Annotated in this window: 16 protein-coding genes; 7 read left to right on the top strand and 9 right to left on the bottom strand. The window is 70.6% G+C overall.

Annotated elements, in window-relative coordinates; genetic code table 11:
* Window positions 1-41 precede the first annotated feature (41 nt).
* The 5 genes from ACIBG7_RS18115 (at window position 42) to ACIBG7_RS18095 (ending at window position 3,399) form a co-directional block, all read left to right on the top strand.
* Window positions 42-782 (top strand): IclR family transcriptional regulator, encoded by a 741-nt coding sequence (locus ACIBG7_RS18115; RefSeq protein WP_397336916.1) that lies wholly within the window; start codon window positions 42-44, stop codon window positions 780-782.
* A 44-nt stretch (window positions 783-826) separates the two neighbouring features.
* Window positions 827-1,519: a dienelactone hydrolase family protein gene (locus ACIBG7_RS18110; RefSeq protein WP_357929192.1), complete on the top strand. Its 693-nt coding sequence runs from the start codon at window positions 827-829 to the stop codon at window positions 1,517-1,519.
* 93 nt (window positions 1,520-1,612) lie between these two features.
* Window positions 1,613-2,155, top strand: a complete 543-nt coding sequence (locus ACIBG7_RS18105; protein ID WP_357929194.1) for a VanZ family protein — start codon at window positions 1,613-1,615, stop codon at window positions 2,153-2,155.
* Between the two features lie 150 nt (window positions 2,156-2,305).
* Window positions 2,306-3,058, top strand: coding sequence for a GntR family transcriptional regulator (locus tag ACIBG7_RS18100; protein ID WP_357929197.1), 753 nt, complete (start codon window positions 2,306-2,308; stop codon window positions 3,056-3,058).
* 122 nt (window positions 3,059-3,180) lie between these two features.
* Window positions 3,181-3,399 carry a hypothetical protein gene (locus ACIBG7_RS18095; RefSeq protein WP_357929200.1) on the top strand — a complete coding sequence of 73 codons (219 nt, stop codon included), beginning with the start codon at window positions 3,181-3,183 and terminating at the stop codon, window positions 3,397-3,399.
* A 619-nt stretch (window positions 3,400-4,018) separates the two neighbouring features.
* Here the strand turns inward: ACIBG7_RS18095 and ACIBG7_RS18090 are convergent.
* Entirely contained in the window at window positions 4,019-4,936 is a 918-nt protein-coding gene (locus ACIBG7_RS18090) for a hypothetical protein (RefSeq protein ID WP_357929203.1), read from the bottom strand.
* A gap of 127 nt (window positions 4,937-5,063) precedes the next feature.
* On the opposite strand from ACIBG7_RS18090, the gene ACIBG7_RS18085 reads away from it, so the two are divergent.
* The gene (locus ACIBG7_RS18085) at window positions 5,064-5,594 is read left to right on the top strand and encodes a gamma carbonic anhydrase family protein (protein ID WP_357929205.1); all 531 of its coding nucleotides are present in this window, start codon (window positions 5,064-5,066) and stop codon (window positions 5,592-5,594) included.
* On the opposite strand, the gene ACIBG7_RS18080 is transcribed toward ACIBG7_RS18085, so the two are convergent.
* Window positions 5,566-6,453, bottom strand: coding sequence for a hypothetical protein (locus tag ACIBG7_RS18080; protein WP_357929207.1), 888 nt, complete (start codon window positions 6,451-6,453; stop codon window positions 5,566-5,568). The two genes, ACIBG7_RS18085 and ACIBG7_RS18080, sit on opposite strands and share 29 nt — an antisense overlap.
* A 131-nt stretch (window positions 6,454-6,584) precedes the next feature.
* Here ACIBG7_RS18080 and ACIBG7_RS18075 point away from each other — a divergent pair, with 131 nt between their 5' ends.
* Entirely contained in the window at window positions 6,585-8,213 is a 1,629-nt protein-coding gene (locus tag ACIBG7_RS18075) for a hypothetical protein (protein WP_397336915.1), read from the top strand.
* Window positions 8,214-8,664: 451 nt separating this feature from the next.
* On the opposite strand, the gene ACIBG7_RS18070 is transcribed toward ACIBG7_RS18075, so the two are convergent.
* From ACIBG7_RS18070 to ACIBG7_RS18040, 7 genes are all read right to left on the bottom strand, one after another.
* A complete protein-coding gene (locus ACIBG7_RS18070) occupies window positions 8,665-8,946 on the bottom strand; it encodes a metal-sensitive transcriptional regulator (RefSeq protein WP_181610929.1) in 282 nt (93 codons plus the stop codon).
* A 21-nt stretch (window positions 8,947-8,967) separates the two neighbouring features.
* Window positions 8,968-10,035, bottom strand: a complete 1,068-nt coding sequence (locus ACIBG7_RS18065) for a glycosyltransferase (RefSeq protein ID WP_357929214.1) — start codon at window positions 10,033-10,035, stop codon at window positions 8,968-8,970.
* The gene (locus ACIBG7_RS18060) at window positions 10,032-10,799 is read right to left on the bottom strand and encodes a hypothetical protein (protein WP_357929217.1); all 768 of its coding nucleotides are present in this window, start codon (window positions 10,797-10,799) and stop codon (window positions 10,032-10,034) included. Before ACIBG7_RS18060 ends, ACIBG7_RS18065 begins: the two co-directional genes overlap by 4 nt.
* A gap of 100 nt (window positions 10,800-10,899) precedes the next feature.
* Window positions 10,900-12,996: a (Fe-S)-binding protein gene (locus ACIBG7_RS18055; protein ID WP_357929220.1), complete on the bottom strand. Its 2,097-nt coding sequence runs from the start codon at window positions 12,994-12,996 to the stop codon at window positions 10,900-10,902.
* A gap of 108 nt (window positions 12,997-13,104) precedes the next feature.
* Window positions 13,105-13,692: a TetR family transcriptional regulator gene (locus tag ACIBG7_RS18050; protein ID WP_357929222.1), complete on the bottom strand. Its 588-nt coding sequence runs from the start codon at window positions 13,690-13,692 to the stop codon at window positions 13,105-13,107.
* Window positions 13,689-14,444 carry a class I SAM-dependent methyltransferase gene (locus tag ACIBG7_RS18045; protein ID WP_357929225.1) on the bottom strand — a complete coding sequence of 252 codons (756 nt, stop codon included), beginning with the start codon at window positions 14,442-14,444 and terminating at the stop codon, window positions 13,689-13,691. The genes ACIBG7_RS18050 and ACIBG7_RS18045 overlap by 4 nt, the downstream gene beginning before the upstream one ends.
* Window positions 14,441-15,250 carry a sugar phosphate isomerase/epimerase gene (locus ACIBG7_RS18040; RefSeq protein WP_357929228.1) on the bottom strand — a complete coding sequence of 270 codons (810 nt, stop codon included), beginning with the start codon at window positions 15,248-15,250 and terminating at the stop codon, window positions 14,441-14,443. The genes ACIBG7_RS18045 and ACIBG7_RS18040 overlap by 4 nt, the downstream gene beginning before the upstream one ends.
* Between the last annotated feature and the right edge of the window lie 31 nt (window positions 15,251-15,281).

Genomic DNA, 15,281 nt, shown 5'->3' with positions numbered 1-15,281 from the left:
GATATAGAGGTTTTGCCCGGTTATGGACAACAATGCGTTCCATGCCGCGGAACCTGTCCATGCTGGAGAAGTCCTGGCTCATCCTCGACGCCTTCCGCCCCACCGGGGGGCCGTTGCGCCTGATGGACGTCGCCGAACGTTGCCACCTGCCCAAGACCACCACCTTCCGGCTGCTCACCGAACTGATCGAGATCGGCGCCGTCACCCGCCGGGAGGAGGGCTACTACCTCGGCCGGCGGCTGTTCGAGCTCGGTAGCATCGTCCCCCTCGAACGGGACCTGCGCCACGCCGCCCTGCCCTTCATGCACGACCTGTACGAGGCCACGCACGAGACCATCCACCTCGGCGTCCGCGACGGGCTCGACGTCGTCTACGTCGAGAAGATCCGCGGCCGGGAGTCCTTCTCGCTGCCCTCCCGCGTCGGCGGCCGGCTGCCGCTGACCTGCACCGGGGTGGGCAAGGCGCTGCTCGCCTACTCCGGGCCCGAGCTGATCGAGGAGGTCCTGGCCCGGCCGCTGCGCGGGCTCACCCCGCACTCGATCGTCGACCCGAAGCGGCTGGAGGAGGCCATCGGGCAGATCCAGGCCGCCGGACTGGCCTACGAACGGGAGGAGTCGCAGCTCGGCGGCGCCTGCATCGCCGCGCCGATCTTCACCGACGGCGAGGTCGTGGCCGCGCTGTCGGTCTCGGTGCCGCTGGCCCGCTTCCACCCCACCCGGCTGGCTCCCGCGGTCAAGACCGCCGCGCTCGGCGTCTCCCGCGCGATGGCCCGCTCGCTCTGAAACGCGTGCTGGAAGCGGGCCGGGCGGCGGGGGATGCTGGCACCATGCAGACACGCACGGACCAGGTCACCACCCGAGACGGCGCCTTCGACGTGCACCTGTGGTTCCCGGAGCGCGGCACGGGACCCGGCGTCCTCATCCCGCACGAGATCTTCGGCGTGAGCTCCTACCTCCGTGACGTGGCGGCCGAGCTGGCCGGCCGCGGGTACGTGGTCGCCGTCCCCGACCTGTTCTGGCGGCTGCAGCCCGGCTGGGCCCCCGAGCCCGGGCCCGACAACCTCGCCGCCTCGCTGGCCCTGTCCGCGCGGTTCGACTTCGCCAAAGGGGTGACCGACTGCGCGCTCGCCCTGGCCCACCTGCGGCCGCTGACCACGGGCAAGGCCGGGACGCTCGGCTTCTGTCTGGGTGGCTCGCTGGCCTTCACGCTGGCCGCCACCGTGGCCGTGGACAGCGTGCTGGCCTTCTACGGCTCGCTCGTGCCCGACCAGCTCGACCTGCTCGAACAGATCCGCTGCCCGGTCTTCCTGGCCTTCGGGGGGAGCGATCCGTACATCCCGCGCGAGCGGGTGCGGATGGCGGAGAAGGCGGCCGAGGGACGGCCCGGTGTCACGGTCTACGTGGACGAGGAGGCCGGGCACGCCTTCCACAACCACCAGGACCCGGCCTTCCACCAACCGGAGGCCGCCGCCCGGGTGTGGCCGGTCGCTCTCGACTTCCTCCGCGCCTCCCTCACCTGACGCCCGGCAGTCGCCGGGGCTGCACGGAACCTGCACGAGGCCCTCGCTCACCCTGTCTGGCGAGCCACCTTCCCGTACCCTCACCATGGTCCGGTGAGCGAGACCTTCCACAGGTGGGGAAATATCGTGACAGCGGGAGCTTTGGCGGTTCCGCTGGCCGTCCTCGCCATGATCGTGATCGCGCGGGTCCGGCGCGGCCGCGGACACCCCGCCCCGGCCCGGACGGCGATCGCGGACGTCGGCATCGTCGCCGGCACCGTGCCCTGGGTCTGGATGATCCTCACCCCTGCCGCCGGCCCGAGCGGCCTCAGCCTGATCCCCTTCCACGACCTCGCCCAGCTCGCCACCGCTCCGTGGCAGACCGTGTTCGTGCAGGTCGGAGGCAACCTGCTGGTCCTGGCCGCGCTCGGCGCCCTGCTCCCCGTGCGCTCCCCGCGCTTCGCTTCGCTCGCCCGCGTCGCGCTCGTGGCCGCCCTCGGGTCGGCCCTTTTGGAGACACTTCAGTACGGCCTGCGGCTCGGCCGGCTGTCGTCGATCGACGACGTGGTGATCAATACGGCGGGAGCCGTACTGGCTGCCCTGGTTACGCGCCGCTGGTGGGCGCGGCCAATAGCGGCCGGGATCGTTCCAAGGTAACGGTCGGCAACAACCCCCGTAGATCGCCACACGGGCACGATCCACTCAAAAGAAGCACGCGACCAACCTGCGTATCTGTGCGATCGTGGACAAGACGGGGCAAGTTCTCTGGAGACGCCAAACCCGGTTGGTGACAGAGGGTGGTCGAACGTGTCTGAATCCCCGGTACCTCACGAGCCTCCCATCTACCGTCGCATCGCCGACCAGCTCCGTGCCCGGATCTCGGCCGGCGAGCTACGCGATGGGGACAAGTTGCCGGGCGAGAACGCGCTCATGTCCGAATACGGAGTCGCCCGCGCCACGGCCCGGCAGGCGCTCTCCGTCCTGATCAACGAAGGGCTGGCGGTACCCAAACGAGGCTCGGGGGTCTATGTGCGCCTGTTCAAACCCATCCGTAGACACGGCTCCCGCCGCCTGTCCCGCGAACAGTGGGGACAGGGGCAGTCCATCTGGGACGCGGACACCAGAGGACGCCCGTTCACCGTGGACGAGGTGGAGGTCATCCGCGAACCCGCATCGCTCGAAACGGCGAGCCTGCTCGACACCCGCGAGGTCTGGGTCAGGCGGCGGCGGTACTCCGTCGACGCGCGCCCTGTCCAGCTCGCCACTTCCTACTATCCCGCCGACCTGGTGGAGGGGTCGGCGATCACGCTCGACGACACCGGACCCGGTGGCGCCTACGCGCGCCTCCGCGACCTGGGCATGCCGCCCGCGCACTTCACCGAGGAGGTGCGTGCCCGCATGCCCCAGCCGCGCGAGTCGCTCCTGCTCGACCTGCCCGGCGGCACGCCGGTCATCGTCGTCCTCCGCACCGCCTACACCGTCCGAGGAATCCCCGTCGAGCTCAACGAGATGGTGTTGGATGCGGCGGCTTATGTACTCCAGTACGACTTTGACGCATAGATCAAGATTGACTGTCAAGCGGTAGGTTGACCTAGCCTTGGCGGATCTTGTCCTCTCTAGAGATGTGCAGTCTCCTAGAGAGGGCAGGGAACGACCCGAAGCTGGCCCGGGAAGGGTGAGAGATGTCCCTAGATAGGCATCTTGCCGAGATCGCCCGGGAGTTCCCGCACTGGACCATCTGGCGGAGCGACGCCGGCCGCTGGTGGGCCACCCGGCACCACCCGCTCAACGCAGTGCAGCGCGAGGCGGGATGTGCCATGACCATAGACGCCGACGAGCCCGACGGGCTGCGCGAACAACTCGTCGACCAGGAAAGGCGGGCCGGGGTCGCAGACCCCTGATGGACCGCTCCACATACGCCTCAACGGCGAGGCCCCTAGTCGCCCGGTGCCGGGTCCAGCGTCTCGGCGGCTCCGGCACCGGGCTCCCACGCGGAAGCATCCGACCCTATCGGGGGCGGGTGCTTCCGCTTGTCCCCCCTCTCCCCTGCCACCCACCAGCAGAAACCCGCTCCCCGGGACCCGTGACCTTGCCGGGACCGGGCCTCACCGACCGGGGACCCGTGGGGACTTAAGGAAGCCCGCCGCAAGGGGCGGGCCAAAGGAAGGAGGGCGAGAGCGTCCGCGCGACGCGAGCCAGCCGGAGGATCGAGTCGCGGGGACCTGGGAGCGAGCGGGCCGCGAGGACCGAGCCGGGAACGGGGAGCGAGCGGGCCGCGGGGAACGAGCCGGGAGCGGGGAACTGTAAGCGAGCGGGCCGCGGGGAACGAGCCGGGAGCGGGGAACTGTAAGCGAGCGGGCCGCGGGGAACGGACCGGGAGCCGACGACCGGGAAGCGGTCGCGTGGATGCGGCCGGAAGCAGGCCGTCCCCACCCCCGCCCGCCCACCACAACCAATGCGGCGAGAAGATCGGGCGGTGGGGCATGACCCTGTCCGACGGCCAAGGAACGTCGGCGAAAACTACTGAGGAATCCGATCCAAAGTAGCCTCGTCCTCCTCGTCCTCCACCTCAGCGATGATCACCTGCACAGGCGCCTCAACCGCCGCAACCTGCGGCTGCCCAGGGATCAACTCCCCAGCCATGGCCTCCTTGTCCATGAGATCCGCCAGCACCACACTGATCTCACTCAACCGCCGCACAACCTCCCCGTGCGTGTCGGTGAGGTAAGCCACCCGCCGCCCGGTGTGCTCGTCCAGCGCGCTGGCCCGCTGCTGCGCCGTGGTGAGGGTGCTGTCCGCCTCCGCCCGCGCACTGGCCAGCGCCGCGTCCGCCTCGTTGCGCGCGCTCTCCACGAGCTGCTCGGCCTCCATCCGCGCCGAGGTGAGCATGCGCTCGGACTCGGCCCGAGCCTCACGCACCCCTTCCTCCGCCTCGGCCCTGGCGGTGGTGAGCGTCTCTTCGGCGTCGGCGCCGGCCTGGGCGAGCATGCGCTCGGCGGCCTCGGTGGCCTCGCTGACGCGGCGCTCGGCCTCGGCCTGCGCCGAGGTGAGGATCTTGTCCGCGGTCTCGCGGGCGGAGCTGACCAGCCGCTCGGCCTCGGCCTGGGCCGCCTCGACGCGCCGGACCGATTCCGTCTCGGCGTCGGCGCGCTTGGCCGCCGCCTCCTCCTCGCCGAGCTTGAGGATCTGCGCCAGGCGCGGGCTCAGGTCGTCGTAGCTCTGGGGGGCCTCCACCATGCGGCGCCGGGCCTCGGCGAGCTCGATGCGCGACTGCTCGGCCTGGTCGATCGCTCTGGCCAGCCGCTCCTCCAGGTCCCTGATCTGGTTGCGGGTACGAAGCATGTGGTCATGCACCTGACGACGGTTGTAGCCGCGGATCGCGACCTCGAAGGCGTCCTCTTGCATGAGTTCGGGAAGGATGTCGTGCTGGTTCGTCATGGAGAGTACCTATTGCGTGAGGCGGGAGGATCACTGGGGGTTGTGGCTAGGTGACGTCTGGGATACGACTTTCCTGCCATCTGACCGACTCCGCAACCGGAACGGGTCAGACAGGGGAGGAAATACGATGTCCCAGGTGTACATCGCAGCATTGGACGGCGACGCCGTACCCGACATTCACCCCGAGGCGTTCATAGCCCCAGGTTCTACCGTAGTCGGGAATGTCAGGATTGGGCGTAACGCAAGCATCTGGTACGGCTCCGTTCTCCGGGGCGACGACGAACGCATCGACGTCGGCGAGGAATGCAACGTCCAGGACCTCTGCTGCCTGCACGCCGACGCCGGGCAGCCGGCCGTCCTGGAGGCGCGGGTCAGCCTCGGCCACAAGGCCATGGTTCACGGCGCGCATGTGGAGACCGGTGCCCTGATCGGCATAGGCGCAATCGTGCTGGGCGGCGCGCGCATCGGCGCGGGCACTCTTGTCGCTGCTGGGGCCCTGGTCGGACCGGGAAAGAAAATCCCCGCGGGCGTGCTCGTCGCCGGCACGCCGGGCCGGATCGTGCGCGAGCTGACCGACGAGGACCGCGCCATCTTCGCGCGGACCCCCGACACCTACATGGCCAAGGCGCTCAGGCACCGGCAGGCGTCAGCGCTTTGATCAGCACGTCGTCCGGCACCGCGGCGGGGTTCATGGCGTCCACGCCCTCGGGCAGCCGCGGGCGCAGGAACCGGACGAAGTCGACGCTCAGCTTCAGGTCCGGCCTGCCCTTGATCTCCGTCGTGTTGGCCTTGGCGGCGTCCTTCTTCAGCGTGCCCAGGCTGTCCCAGTCGGTGTAGGCGGTCACGCCCCACTGCAGCACCTCGACCTCGGCCAGGTCGGGGCGGAGCCAGCGCCGGCCGACCTTCCAGGCGCCGCCCTCCTCCTTGTAGAAGGCGACCACGACCGGCCCCGAGCGGGCCAGCACGAGTTCGACCCAGCCGTCCTTCACCGGCAGTTCCTGCGGCTTGGAGCTGCCGTTGAGCGTCTCCTTGACCTCGACCCGCCCCGGCGTGTCGCCGGTGCCGACGGTCACCGACAGCCAGTTCGGCTTGGCGTCGGAGCCGGGCACCCGGAGCATCGCGCCGCCGAGGGAGAACTTCTGCTTGGGCCGCCCGCCCTTCGACCCCTCCGCCTTGACCCGCGTGTGCAGCACGATGTCGCCGGCCAACTCCTGGTAGACCAGCGGGCCGCGGAAGCCGTCGAACCAGGTCGAGGTCTTCGGCACCAGCTTCAGCTGGCCGCCGGTGATCTCCAGGGTGGACAGCCGGTTCAGGTGGCCCTCGGTCAGGTTGAGCCGGTTCCAGACGGCCATCTCGGCCGGGCTCTCGAACTCCCCGGAGGCCGATCCCACCTCGCCGCCCGGGTCCGGCGGCGTGGCCGCGGCGAGCGTCAGCGCCTTCGGCGACGCGGAGGGCGTGGGCGTCACCTGCGCCGCCGGCGTGGCGCCGCAGGCGGCGACCGTTCCCACAATGGCCACCGTTCCCAGCACCGTTACCCGCATATCGGACATTCTGCCCGCACCATGGGCCGGTCCGTAACCCGCGGTCCCGTCCGTAGCTCCCCGCCACCCTCGGGTACGGCAGGCGCCGCCCGCGTACCATTGCCGCCATGCCCGACCAAAGGGACCCGCACGCACCAGCCTGGGACCCCTTCGCCGAGGCCGAGGCGGAGGCTCGCGCGATGGTCCTCGACCCGCGCTGGCCGGGGCTGTCCGTGCCCGCCAAGGCCCAGGCGCTGGCCGCCCGCATCCTGGTCACGCCCGACGGCGCCCGCTGGCTGTACGGCGCGCACGGCCGCTGGCACGTCCAGGACCCTTCAGACGGCCGCTGGCATCTCGCCCCGCCGCCGCGCGGCTGTCCAGCGACCCGCGTCCCGCAGCCCGCGCTCGCGGTGATCCCCCCGCTCATCCCCAGCGGCCCCGACTGCGTGCCCGCCACCGGTTCGGTGCAGGGCTTCATCGGGCCCGACGTGCCCGAAGCGCTGACCGAGCACATCCGGGTCCTGCTGCGCGCCAACGGCCGCCGCTCGTGCGAGACCTTCCCGCTCACCGCGTTCGCCGACGTCTTCGCCTCCGACGTGCCCGGCACGGTCGCGGCCATCTGGGGGGCCGTCATGTGGAGCGCCTACGCGCCCGCCTTCGACGGCAACGAGCGGCTCATCACCATCTTCGGCGAGTACCTCGGCCGTCCGCTGCCCGGCGACGAGTGGGTGCGGTGGCTGCCGGCCACGCCGCTGCTCTCGCTGGCCACGCTCTTCGCCGAACGGGTCCGCGCCGACCAGCACCGGGCCGCGCTGCGACTGGTCGCGCTCATGGCCGACACCGCGCACGCGCTCGCGGCCGATCCCCGCTTCCTGCCGCGCGCCGACGCGCTCGTGGCGATCCTCGACCCGCTGCTGCGCCGGCCCGACCTGGACGACCGGGCCGCGCTGCTGGGTGACCATGCGGTACTGCAGGCGTGGCTGGCCCGGTGTCCGGCCCGGTTCGACCGGGCGTTGCTGGGCGAGCGGGCCCCCGGTGAGGCGTTCCGGCACGCGCTCTACGACCTGACCGAAACCCTGGCCTTCGCCCCGGCTCCCCTGCCTCTGACCGCGGCTTTCCTGGCCGACCTGCCGGATCCGGGCTCCCGGATGCCCGCCTGGCTCGACCACCGGCTGCGGGCGCACCTCAAGCCCGCGCCCTCGGACCAGGCGTGGGGCTCGGCCTCGTTCCCGGCCGCCCCCACCAGGATCGCCCCGGTCAGCGACCCGACGACCGGCTCCTGGCATCCCGAGCCCGCCGAACAGACCGGCGCATGGCACCCTCACACCGGCCCCCAGGCCGGCGCGCAGACCGGGGCGTGGCAGCCTGAGCCCGATGAGCGGACCGGGGCGTGGGATCCGCGAACCGAGGACAGCGGAGCGACCGGCCGAAGCTGGGCCGCCGCCGCGCCGTCCGGCACCGGGGCCGCCTCGCCGTCCGGCACCGGGGCCACCGAAAGGTCCGGCAGCGGGGCCGCCGAATGGTCCGGCAGCGGGGCGACCGTACGGCCTGCTCCGCCGTACCGGAAACCCCCGGCCGAGATCGAGGCCCTGGAGCCCCCGGACCGGGCCACGGCGGCGGCGATCCTGGGCGCGGCCTACGCCACAGCCCTGGCCTGGTGCCGCCTGGTGGAGGAGGAGCCGGGACGGTTCGCCGGCCCCGCGGCGATGGCCGAGCGGATCGTCCACGAGCGCGACGACCCCCACGTAAACCACTAATCCCGCTATTTCACCCTTACTCCGCCTATATCGCCCTCTCACGCAGACCAATAGCGCATTCGCCGAATTGTGATCTCAGATTCGGGAAATGATCCTGATGGGGGTATCGCGGCGCAGAAAGGAATGACTCCGATGGGCCATGTCGCCGCAAGGCCCCCCGCCGTAACCTCGATGAGGGTGTGGGCTGCGGAAGGAAGGACGACGCGGTGGGGCACGACGACCTGGACTCTCGGGTCCATGACCGTGTCGCGTTGGACGAGATTGCGCTCTACGCCGAGGTGCTCACCGCCGTAGCGATCAGCGAGCGGCGGCTGACCTTGGACGAGCTCGACGACGCGCTCGGATTGCGGACTTCGGCAAGCCGATGAGAACCAATCAACATGACCTAGTCCCGGGCTCCGCAGGGGTCCGGGACAGTGGTTCTCAGCGGGTCACGAATAACTAGTCAGTCCTACGACCGGACCAGCCTGGCGATCGCCGCCGAGGCCTCCTTCACCTTCGCGTCCGCCTCGGGCCCGCCGGAGTTGATGGCGTCGGCGACGCAGTGGGAGATGTGGTCCTCCAGCAGCCCCAGCGCGACCGCCTGGAGCGCCCGCGTGGCAGCGGAGATCTGGGTGAGCACGTCGATGCAGTAGGAGTCGTCCTCCACCATGCGCTGCAGGCCACGGATCTGGCCCTCGATACGCCTGAGCCGCGTCAGGTATGCCTGCTTGTCTCCGCTGTACCCATGCATGACTCCAAGGTACCGGCAACTTCAGCGTAGATCCGCGATGAGTTTCTCCCACTCCTCCCGCACCTGCACCGGGGTGTGGGCCTGGGCCGTCTCCATCGCGCCCGCCGCCAGCGACCGCCTGCGCCGCTCGTCGTCGATCATCGCCAGCAGCCCCAGCGCGAGCCGTTCCGGCTCGTTGCCGCCCTCGGGGACGAGCACCCCGTTGTAGCCGGTGGCGACGAACTCGGCCGGCCCGCGGGCCCCGTCGAAGGCGACGACCGGGACCCCGCAGCTCATCGCCTCCAGGAGGGTCATGCCCAGGTCCTCGGAGCGGGAGGTGTTGGCCACGATCGAGGCCTTGGCGAACTCGCCGGCCAGGTCGGAGGTCACGCCCATGAAGTACACGTGGTTGTGCAGGTTGAGCTCGGCGACCAGCGCCCGCAGCCGCGACTCCTCCGGCCCCGAGCCGTACAGCCGCAACCGCCAGTCGGGCCGCTTGTCGGCGACGACGGCGAAGGCGCGGATCAGCCGGTCGTAGGCCTTCACCGGCACCCACCGCCCGCCGGCGGCGACGATGCGGTTGTCCATCCGCGAGCGGGGCCAGGGCGCGACCGGCAGCGCGTCGCGGATGGCGTGGACGGCGGGGCCCTCCCCGAGCAGCCGTCCCCACTCCGCCCGCGCCGACTCCCCGGCCGTCACGACCGCGTCGAGCCGCGGGTAGTGCTTCACCACCGGAGCCGGTACGGCAGGCCGCCCCCACTCCCGGGCGATCCGGAGCGTCTCACGCGGCGCGTACCTGGCGGCCTGGACAGACAGGGCGGGCCGGGTGGTGATGAGAATGTCACTCCGGAGCGCCCGCAACGTCCGCCACAGGGCCACCTCCGTCCGCACCTGCCCGCGAGGCAACACGTGCCGGACACCCGGCCGGGCGTCGATGAGCGTCCGCATCTCCACGTTCGCCGCCACCGGGAAGAACGGCTTGTCCTTGGACCGCCTGATGCTGATGACCTCGACGTCGTGCCGTTCGGCCAGGGCCCCGGCGAGGTTGAGCGTGGCCCGCACGTCGCCTCGCATGCCGTACGCGGAGGGAAGCACCAGGGTGATCCTCACCCGCCCACCTCGATCCGCAGCTCGTCGTCGGCGGTGTAGCTGGGCCGTACCGGCACCCCGTCCACCCGCGCGGCCGGGTAGTGCACGCGGCGGCGTTTGCCGTCGATGTCGTCGAGGCGCGCGCTGAGCCGCAGCGCGCCGGGCACCCCCTCGACCTCCAGGGTGGGCTCCCAGACGCCGTGCTCGTCGGCGACCACGTCGACCAGGGAGACGGCGGCGTGGAAGCGGATGCCCTGCACGGTCGCGGCGGTGCGGATGGTGGCCTGCCGCCGGTGCAGCGCCAGGTTGGCCTCGTGGCGGGCGTCGTCGTCGTCGAGGCCGGTGTAGGCGAGCAGCCCGGTGACCTCGAAGCGGCCCTCGCGGAACCAGACCGCCCGCACCTCGGCGGCGGGCGAGGCGTCGTCGATCTTCAACGCCAGGAAGCCGTTGCGGGTGCGGTAGGAGCGGTAGGCCAGCGTGCGCCGGCAGAGCGCGTAGGCGTCGAGGTGGTCGAGCGAGAAGCCCGGGTCGACGCTCTTGATCCGGGTGCGCCGGTCCTCGTGCCGCAGGTAGGCGTCCCACCGCCCGGCGGTCAGGCCGAGCGGCGCGAGGGAGACCGCGAGGCTGGCCGTCTCCAGCGGTCCCAGCCGGATCTCGCGCTCGACGCCGCTGGCGCGGTGGCGCAGGACCAGGCTGGTTCCGGCGGGGAGGGGCTGGTCGATGGCGAGTCGCAGCGAGAGGACGTCGGCCAGGGTGACCTCCGCGTCCGTCACGACGACGCGCATCCGCAGCCCCCTCCCCGTCGATGAAAGCTGTGCGACGTTGAGGTTACCGTGATTTTCCCGTTATGTGGATGCCACGTTTCGGGCTTGACCTGCGGCCTTGTCAGGACTTGACAGAGCGGATGAGGAGCTGGGCCACGTCCACGACCTCCAGCGACTCCTTGGCCTCGCCGCCGTTCTTCTTCTCGTTGATGGCGTCACCGAGCATCACGAGACAGAACGGGCAGGCCGTGGAGACGGTGTCGGGATTCGTGGTCAGCGCCTCGTCCACGCGCTCGGTGTTGATGCGCTTGCCGATGCGCTCCTCCATCCACATGCGCGCGCCGCCGGCGCCGCAGCAGAAGCCGCGGTCCTTGTGGCGGTGCATCTCCTGGGTCTGGACGCCGGGCACCTTCGACATGATGTCGCGGGGCTGGCTGTAGACCTTGTTGTGGCGGCCGAGGAAGCACGGGTCGTGGTAGGTGATCTTCTCCTCGATCGGCGTGACCGGCACCAGCTTGCCCTCGTCGACCAGCTTGGCCAGCAACTGCGTGTGGTGGACCACCTCGTAGGTGCCGCCCAGCGCCGGGTACTCGTTGGCCAGGGTGTTGAAGCAGTGCGGGCAGGTCGCGACGATCTTCTTCGCGCCGACCTCGTTCAGCGTCTCGATGTTCTGCTTGGCGAGCATGTTGAAGATGAACTCCATGCCCAGGCGGCGGGCCGGGTCACCGGTGCAGGCCTCCATCGGGCCGAGCACGGCGTACTTGACGCCGGCGATGTGCAGCAGTTCTGCGACGGCCTTGGTGGTCTTCTTCGCGCGGTCCTCCAGGGCGCCGGCGCAGCCGACCCAGAAGAGGTACTCGGTGTCCTCGGGCAGCTTCTCGTCCACCAGCGGGACCTCGAAGTCGAGCTCCTCGATCCAGTCGGCCCGCTTCATCTCGGACATGCCCCACGGGTTGGCCTTGTTCTCCAGGTTCTTGATCATCACGCCCGCCTCGGAGGGGAAGGACGATTCGACCATGACCTGGTAGCGGCGCATGTCGAGGATGTGGTCGATGTGCTCGATGTCCACCGGGCACTGCTCGACGCAGGCGCCGCAGTTGGTGCAGGACCACAGCACGTCGGGGTGGATGACGCCGTCCTCGCCGACCAGCGGCTTCTCCAGCAGCGCCAGCACGTCCTGGCCGGCGTGCGAGGTGTCGGCGCCGGGGAGCAGGTAGGGGGCGATCTTGAAGGCGTGGTCGCGCTGGTCGAGGATGAGCATCTTCGGCGACAGCGGCTTGTCGGTGTTCCAGGCGGGGCACTGCGACTGGCAACGTCCGCACTCGGTGCAGGAGTAGAAGTCGAGGTAGCCCTTCCAGGTGGTGTCCTGGATCTTGCCGCGGCCCAGCTTCTCCGGGTCGAGGTCCTCGTCCTCGAAGTCGACGAGCTTGCCGTCGATCCGCATCTCCTCGGCGGCGCCGAGCCCGTCGGGGCGGCGGCCGAAGAGCACGTTGAGCGGCGCGGTGAAGATGTGCAGGTGCTTGGAGTTCACCACGATGATGAGGAACACCAGCATGAAGCCGATGTGCAGCAGGAGGGCGATCTCCTCCAGCAGCGCGCTGGCCGGCAGCACCTCGCCGAGCGCGAGGGAGACGAAGGCGCCGCCGTCGTAGGGCAGGTTGCCGTTGGCCGCGGCGGCGCCACGGGCCAGGAAGAGCGTCCAGATGATGTTGAAGATCATGAACAGGACGAGCCAGGCGCCGCCCAGGTGCGAGCCGAAGAAGCGCGACTTGCGGCCCTCGGTCTTCGGCGAGTTCTTGATCCGGATGATCGCGAAGGCGACCAGGCCGAGGAGGCAGGCGACCGCGATAAAGTCCTGGAGGAAGCCCAGCACCGACCACTGGCCGATCAGCGGGATGTGGAAGTTGGGCCGGCCGGTGATCGCGCCCTGGATGATCCCGCCGTACGCCTCGATGTAGACGGTCAGCAGGATGAAGAAGGCCCACATCACGAAGAAGTGCGCGACGCCGGAGGCGGTCCACTTGAGCAGCTTCTTCTGCCCGAACACCTCGACGATCTGCGCCTTCAGCTCCTCGGGCACGTGCGTCTTGGCGTACTCGACGCGCTCGGGCGCGGGTGGACCGGAGGTGGCCAGCTTGAAGAGGAACAACGCACGGCGACCGGCGACGGCCACCGCCGCGACGGTCATGACGAGCGCGACGATCGCTACCCAGAGCACGAGGCCCCTCCCACAGAATTGCGTTGGCTGCCAGCGTACGACGGCCGGTCATCCACGTACCCGCCAGGATTCCTACTGGCGGGTAACTTTACCATCTAGAACATTGCTCTATGGGTCAAGGTAGCGTTGGATCGTCGGAGCCACCAGTTCCACGAGCTCCTCGACGTCCGCGGACGCCAGCGGCTCCAGGCACAGAACATAGCGGCCCATCACCAGACCGAACATCTGCGCGAAGGCCGCCTCCATCCGCAACCGCGGCACCCCGAGCGTGTCGGCGACACGGAACAGCAGGGCGTTCGTCATGAACTCCCTGATCATGCCCATGGCCTGGTCGTTGGTAACCGCCGAGCGCAGCAGCGCGATCACCGACTGGCGGCGCTCCGGGTCGGAGGTGATCCCGAGGATCAGCCGGACCAGCCGCTCGCCCATCTCCTCCCGCGGCCCCTCCAGCACGTGCGGGACCACGTCCTCCGGGCTGATCGGGAGCTGCATCGCCGCCGCGAAGATGCCCTCCTTCGAGGCGAAATAGTGGTGCACCAGCGCCGGGTCCACCGCCGCCTCCCTGGCGATCCCGCGCACGGTGGCCTTGTCGAACCCCTTCTCCGCGAACACCCGGCGGGCCGCGGACAGGATCTCGCCCCGCGTGTCCACCGAACCCGGCCGGCGACCCGGCCGCCGGGCGGCGCCCTCGCTCACGCGCCCACCGCCAGGTAAACGCGCACCGGGACGGACAACATGCCGTCGGTCGCCGCCTCGCGCAGCAGCTCGCGCTGCCGCCCGACCAGCTCGTCGGCCCGGCCGGGCTCCAGCGCGGCCATGTAGGAGTGCGAGCGCAGGTCGAGCAGGAACTCCTCCACGCCGACCAGCCTGGTCCACGGGATCCAGCGCTCCTCGACGTCGAGCACCGCCGCGATCGACGGCACCCGCCACTCCGGGTGCGCCGGGCCCCAGTACTCCGGCGCCAGCTCGGCCAGCCGCGCCTCGTAGGCGGCCAGCCACTCCGCCCGCGCGGTGTCGTGCGTGTTCCACCAGGCGGCCACCCTGCCCGTACGGCGGAGCACCCGCCGGGCCTCGGCGATCGAGGCGACGGGGTCGAGCCAGTGCCAGGACTGGGCGTAACACACCAGGTCGGCCACGCCGTCCCGCAGCGGGAGCGCGTTGCCGTCGGCCAGCACGGCGCCTGCCGTACCGGTGTCGTCGGTGCGCGCGACCAGCCGGGCCAGCATGCCCGCGCCCGGGTCGAGGGCGACCACGCGCGCGCCGTGCGCCAGCAGGGCGCGGGTCGAGATGCCCGTGCCCGCGCCCACGTCCACCACGAGCGCGCCGGGCAGACGCACGCCCGACAGCTCGGTCAGCGCCTCGAACAGCCCGTCCGGATAGCCCGGCCGGGCCGCGTCGTAGGCGTCGGCGACCCGGTCGAAGACCCGGCCCAGCGCACGTTCGATCATGAGGCCGTCGCGAGGTGCAGCCGCGCGAAGGCCAGCGCCTCGGCGAGGTCGTCGACCCGCTCGGTACGGCTGGCCGCCTTGCGGGTGTTGATCTCCAGGACGACGTTGCCGGTGAAGCCGGTGTTGGCCAGCCGCTCCAGGACCTGCGCGCACGGCTGGGTGCCACGGCCGGGGACGAGGTGCTCGTCCAGGTTCGTGACCCCCTTGCCGTCGGCGAGGTGCAGGTGCGCGAGCCGGTCGCCGAGCTTGACCGCCATCTCCATCGCGTCGCTGCCGGACACCGCGGTGTGCGACAGGTCGAGCGTGACGTTCGGGAAGTCGAAGTCGATCGGGTTCCAGTCGGGCGAGTACGGGACGACCTGCTTGCCCCTGGCCTTGAGCGGGAACATGTTCTCGACCGCGAAGACGACGTCGGTCTCGTCGCGCATGCGGGCGAGACCGGTCTCGAAGTCGCGCGCGTAGTCGCGCTGCCACCGGAACGGCGGGTGCACCACGACCGTCGAGGCGCCGAGCCGCTCGGCGGCCTGCTGGGCGCGCACGAGCTTCGCCCAGGGGTCGCGGCCCCACACGCGCTGCGTGACGATCAGGCACGGCGCGTGGATGGCCAGCACCGGCACCTGGTAGTGGTCCGACAGCCGTTCGATGACGTCGATGTCCTGGCTCACCGGGTCTGCGCCGACCATGATCTCGACGCCGTCGTAGCCGAGGCGCCCGGCGAGCTCGAACGCGTCGGGAGTGCGTTCCGGATATACCGAAGCCGTGGACAATGCGATCTTCGCATTGGGCACGCGGATGACGTCTGCCACGTTGCCAGCCTAAGCCGCGCTCGCTCCTATC

The sequence above is a fragment of the Nonomuraea sp. NPDC050328 genome (assembly GCF_044459405.1).
In the GTDB taxonomy this organism is placed as follows: Bacteria; Actinomycetota; Actinomycetes; order Streptosporangiales; family Streptosporangiaceae; genus Nonomuraea.
The sequence above is the reverse complement of the archived record's forward strand: the minus strand, read 5'-3'. Positions and strand labels throughout refer to the sequence as shown.

Coding starts and splice junctions, on each gene's coding strand:
- ACIBG7_RS18110 (WP_357929192.1), top strand. CDS start 827: ATGCAGACACGCACGGACCAGGTCACCACCCGAGACGGCGCCTTCGAC.
- ACIBG7_RS18045 (WP_357929225.1), bottom strand. CDS start 14,444: ATGATCGAACGTGCGCTGGGCCGGGTCTTCGACCGGGTCGCCGACGCC.
- ACIBG7_RS18060 (WP_357929217.1), bottom strand. CDS start 10,799: ATGCGCGTCGTCGTGACGGACGCGGAGGTCACCCTGGCCGACGTCCTC.
- ACIBG7_RS18095 (WP_357929200.1), top strand. CDS start 3,181: ATGTCCCTAGATAGGCATCTTGCCGAGATCGCCCGGGAGTTCCCGCAC.
- ACIBG7_RS18070 (WP_181610929.1), bottom strand. CDS start 8,946: ATGCATGGGTACAGCGGAGACAAGCAGGCATACCTGACGCGGCTCAGG.
- ACIBG7_RS18115 (WP_397336916.1), top strand. CDS start 42: ATGCCGCGGAACCTGTCCATGCTGGAGAAGTCCTGGCTCATCCTCGAC.
- ACIBG7_RS18090 (WP_357929203.1), bottom strand. CDS start 4,936: ATGACGAACCAGCACGACATCCTTCCCGAACTCATGCAAGAGGACGCC.
- ACIBG7_RS18085 (WP_357929205.1), top strand. CDS start 5,064: ATGTCCCAGGTGTACATCGCAGCATTGGACGGCGACGCCGTACCCGAC.
- ACIBG7_RS18075 (WP_397336915.1), top strand. CDS start 6,585: ATGCCCGACCAAAGGGACCCGCACGCACCAGCCTGGGACCCCTTCGCC.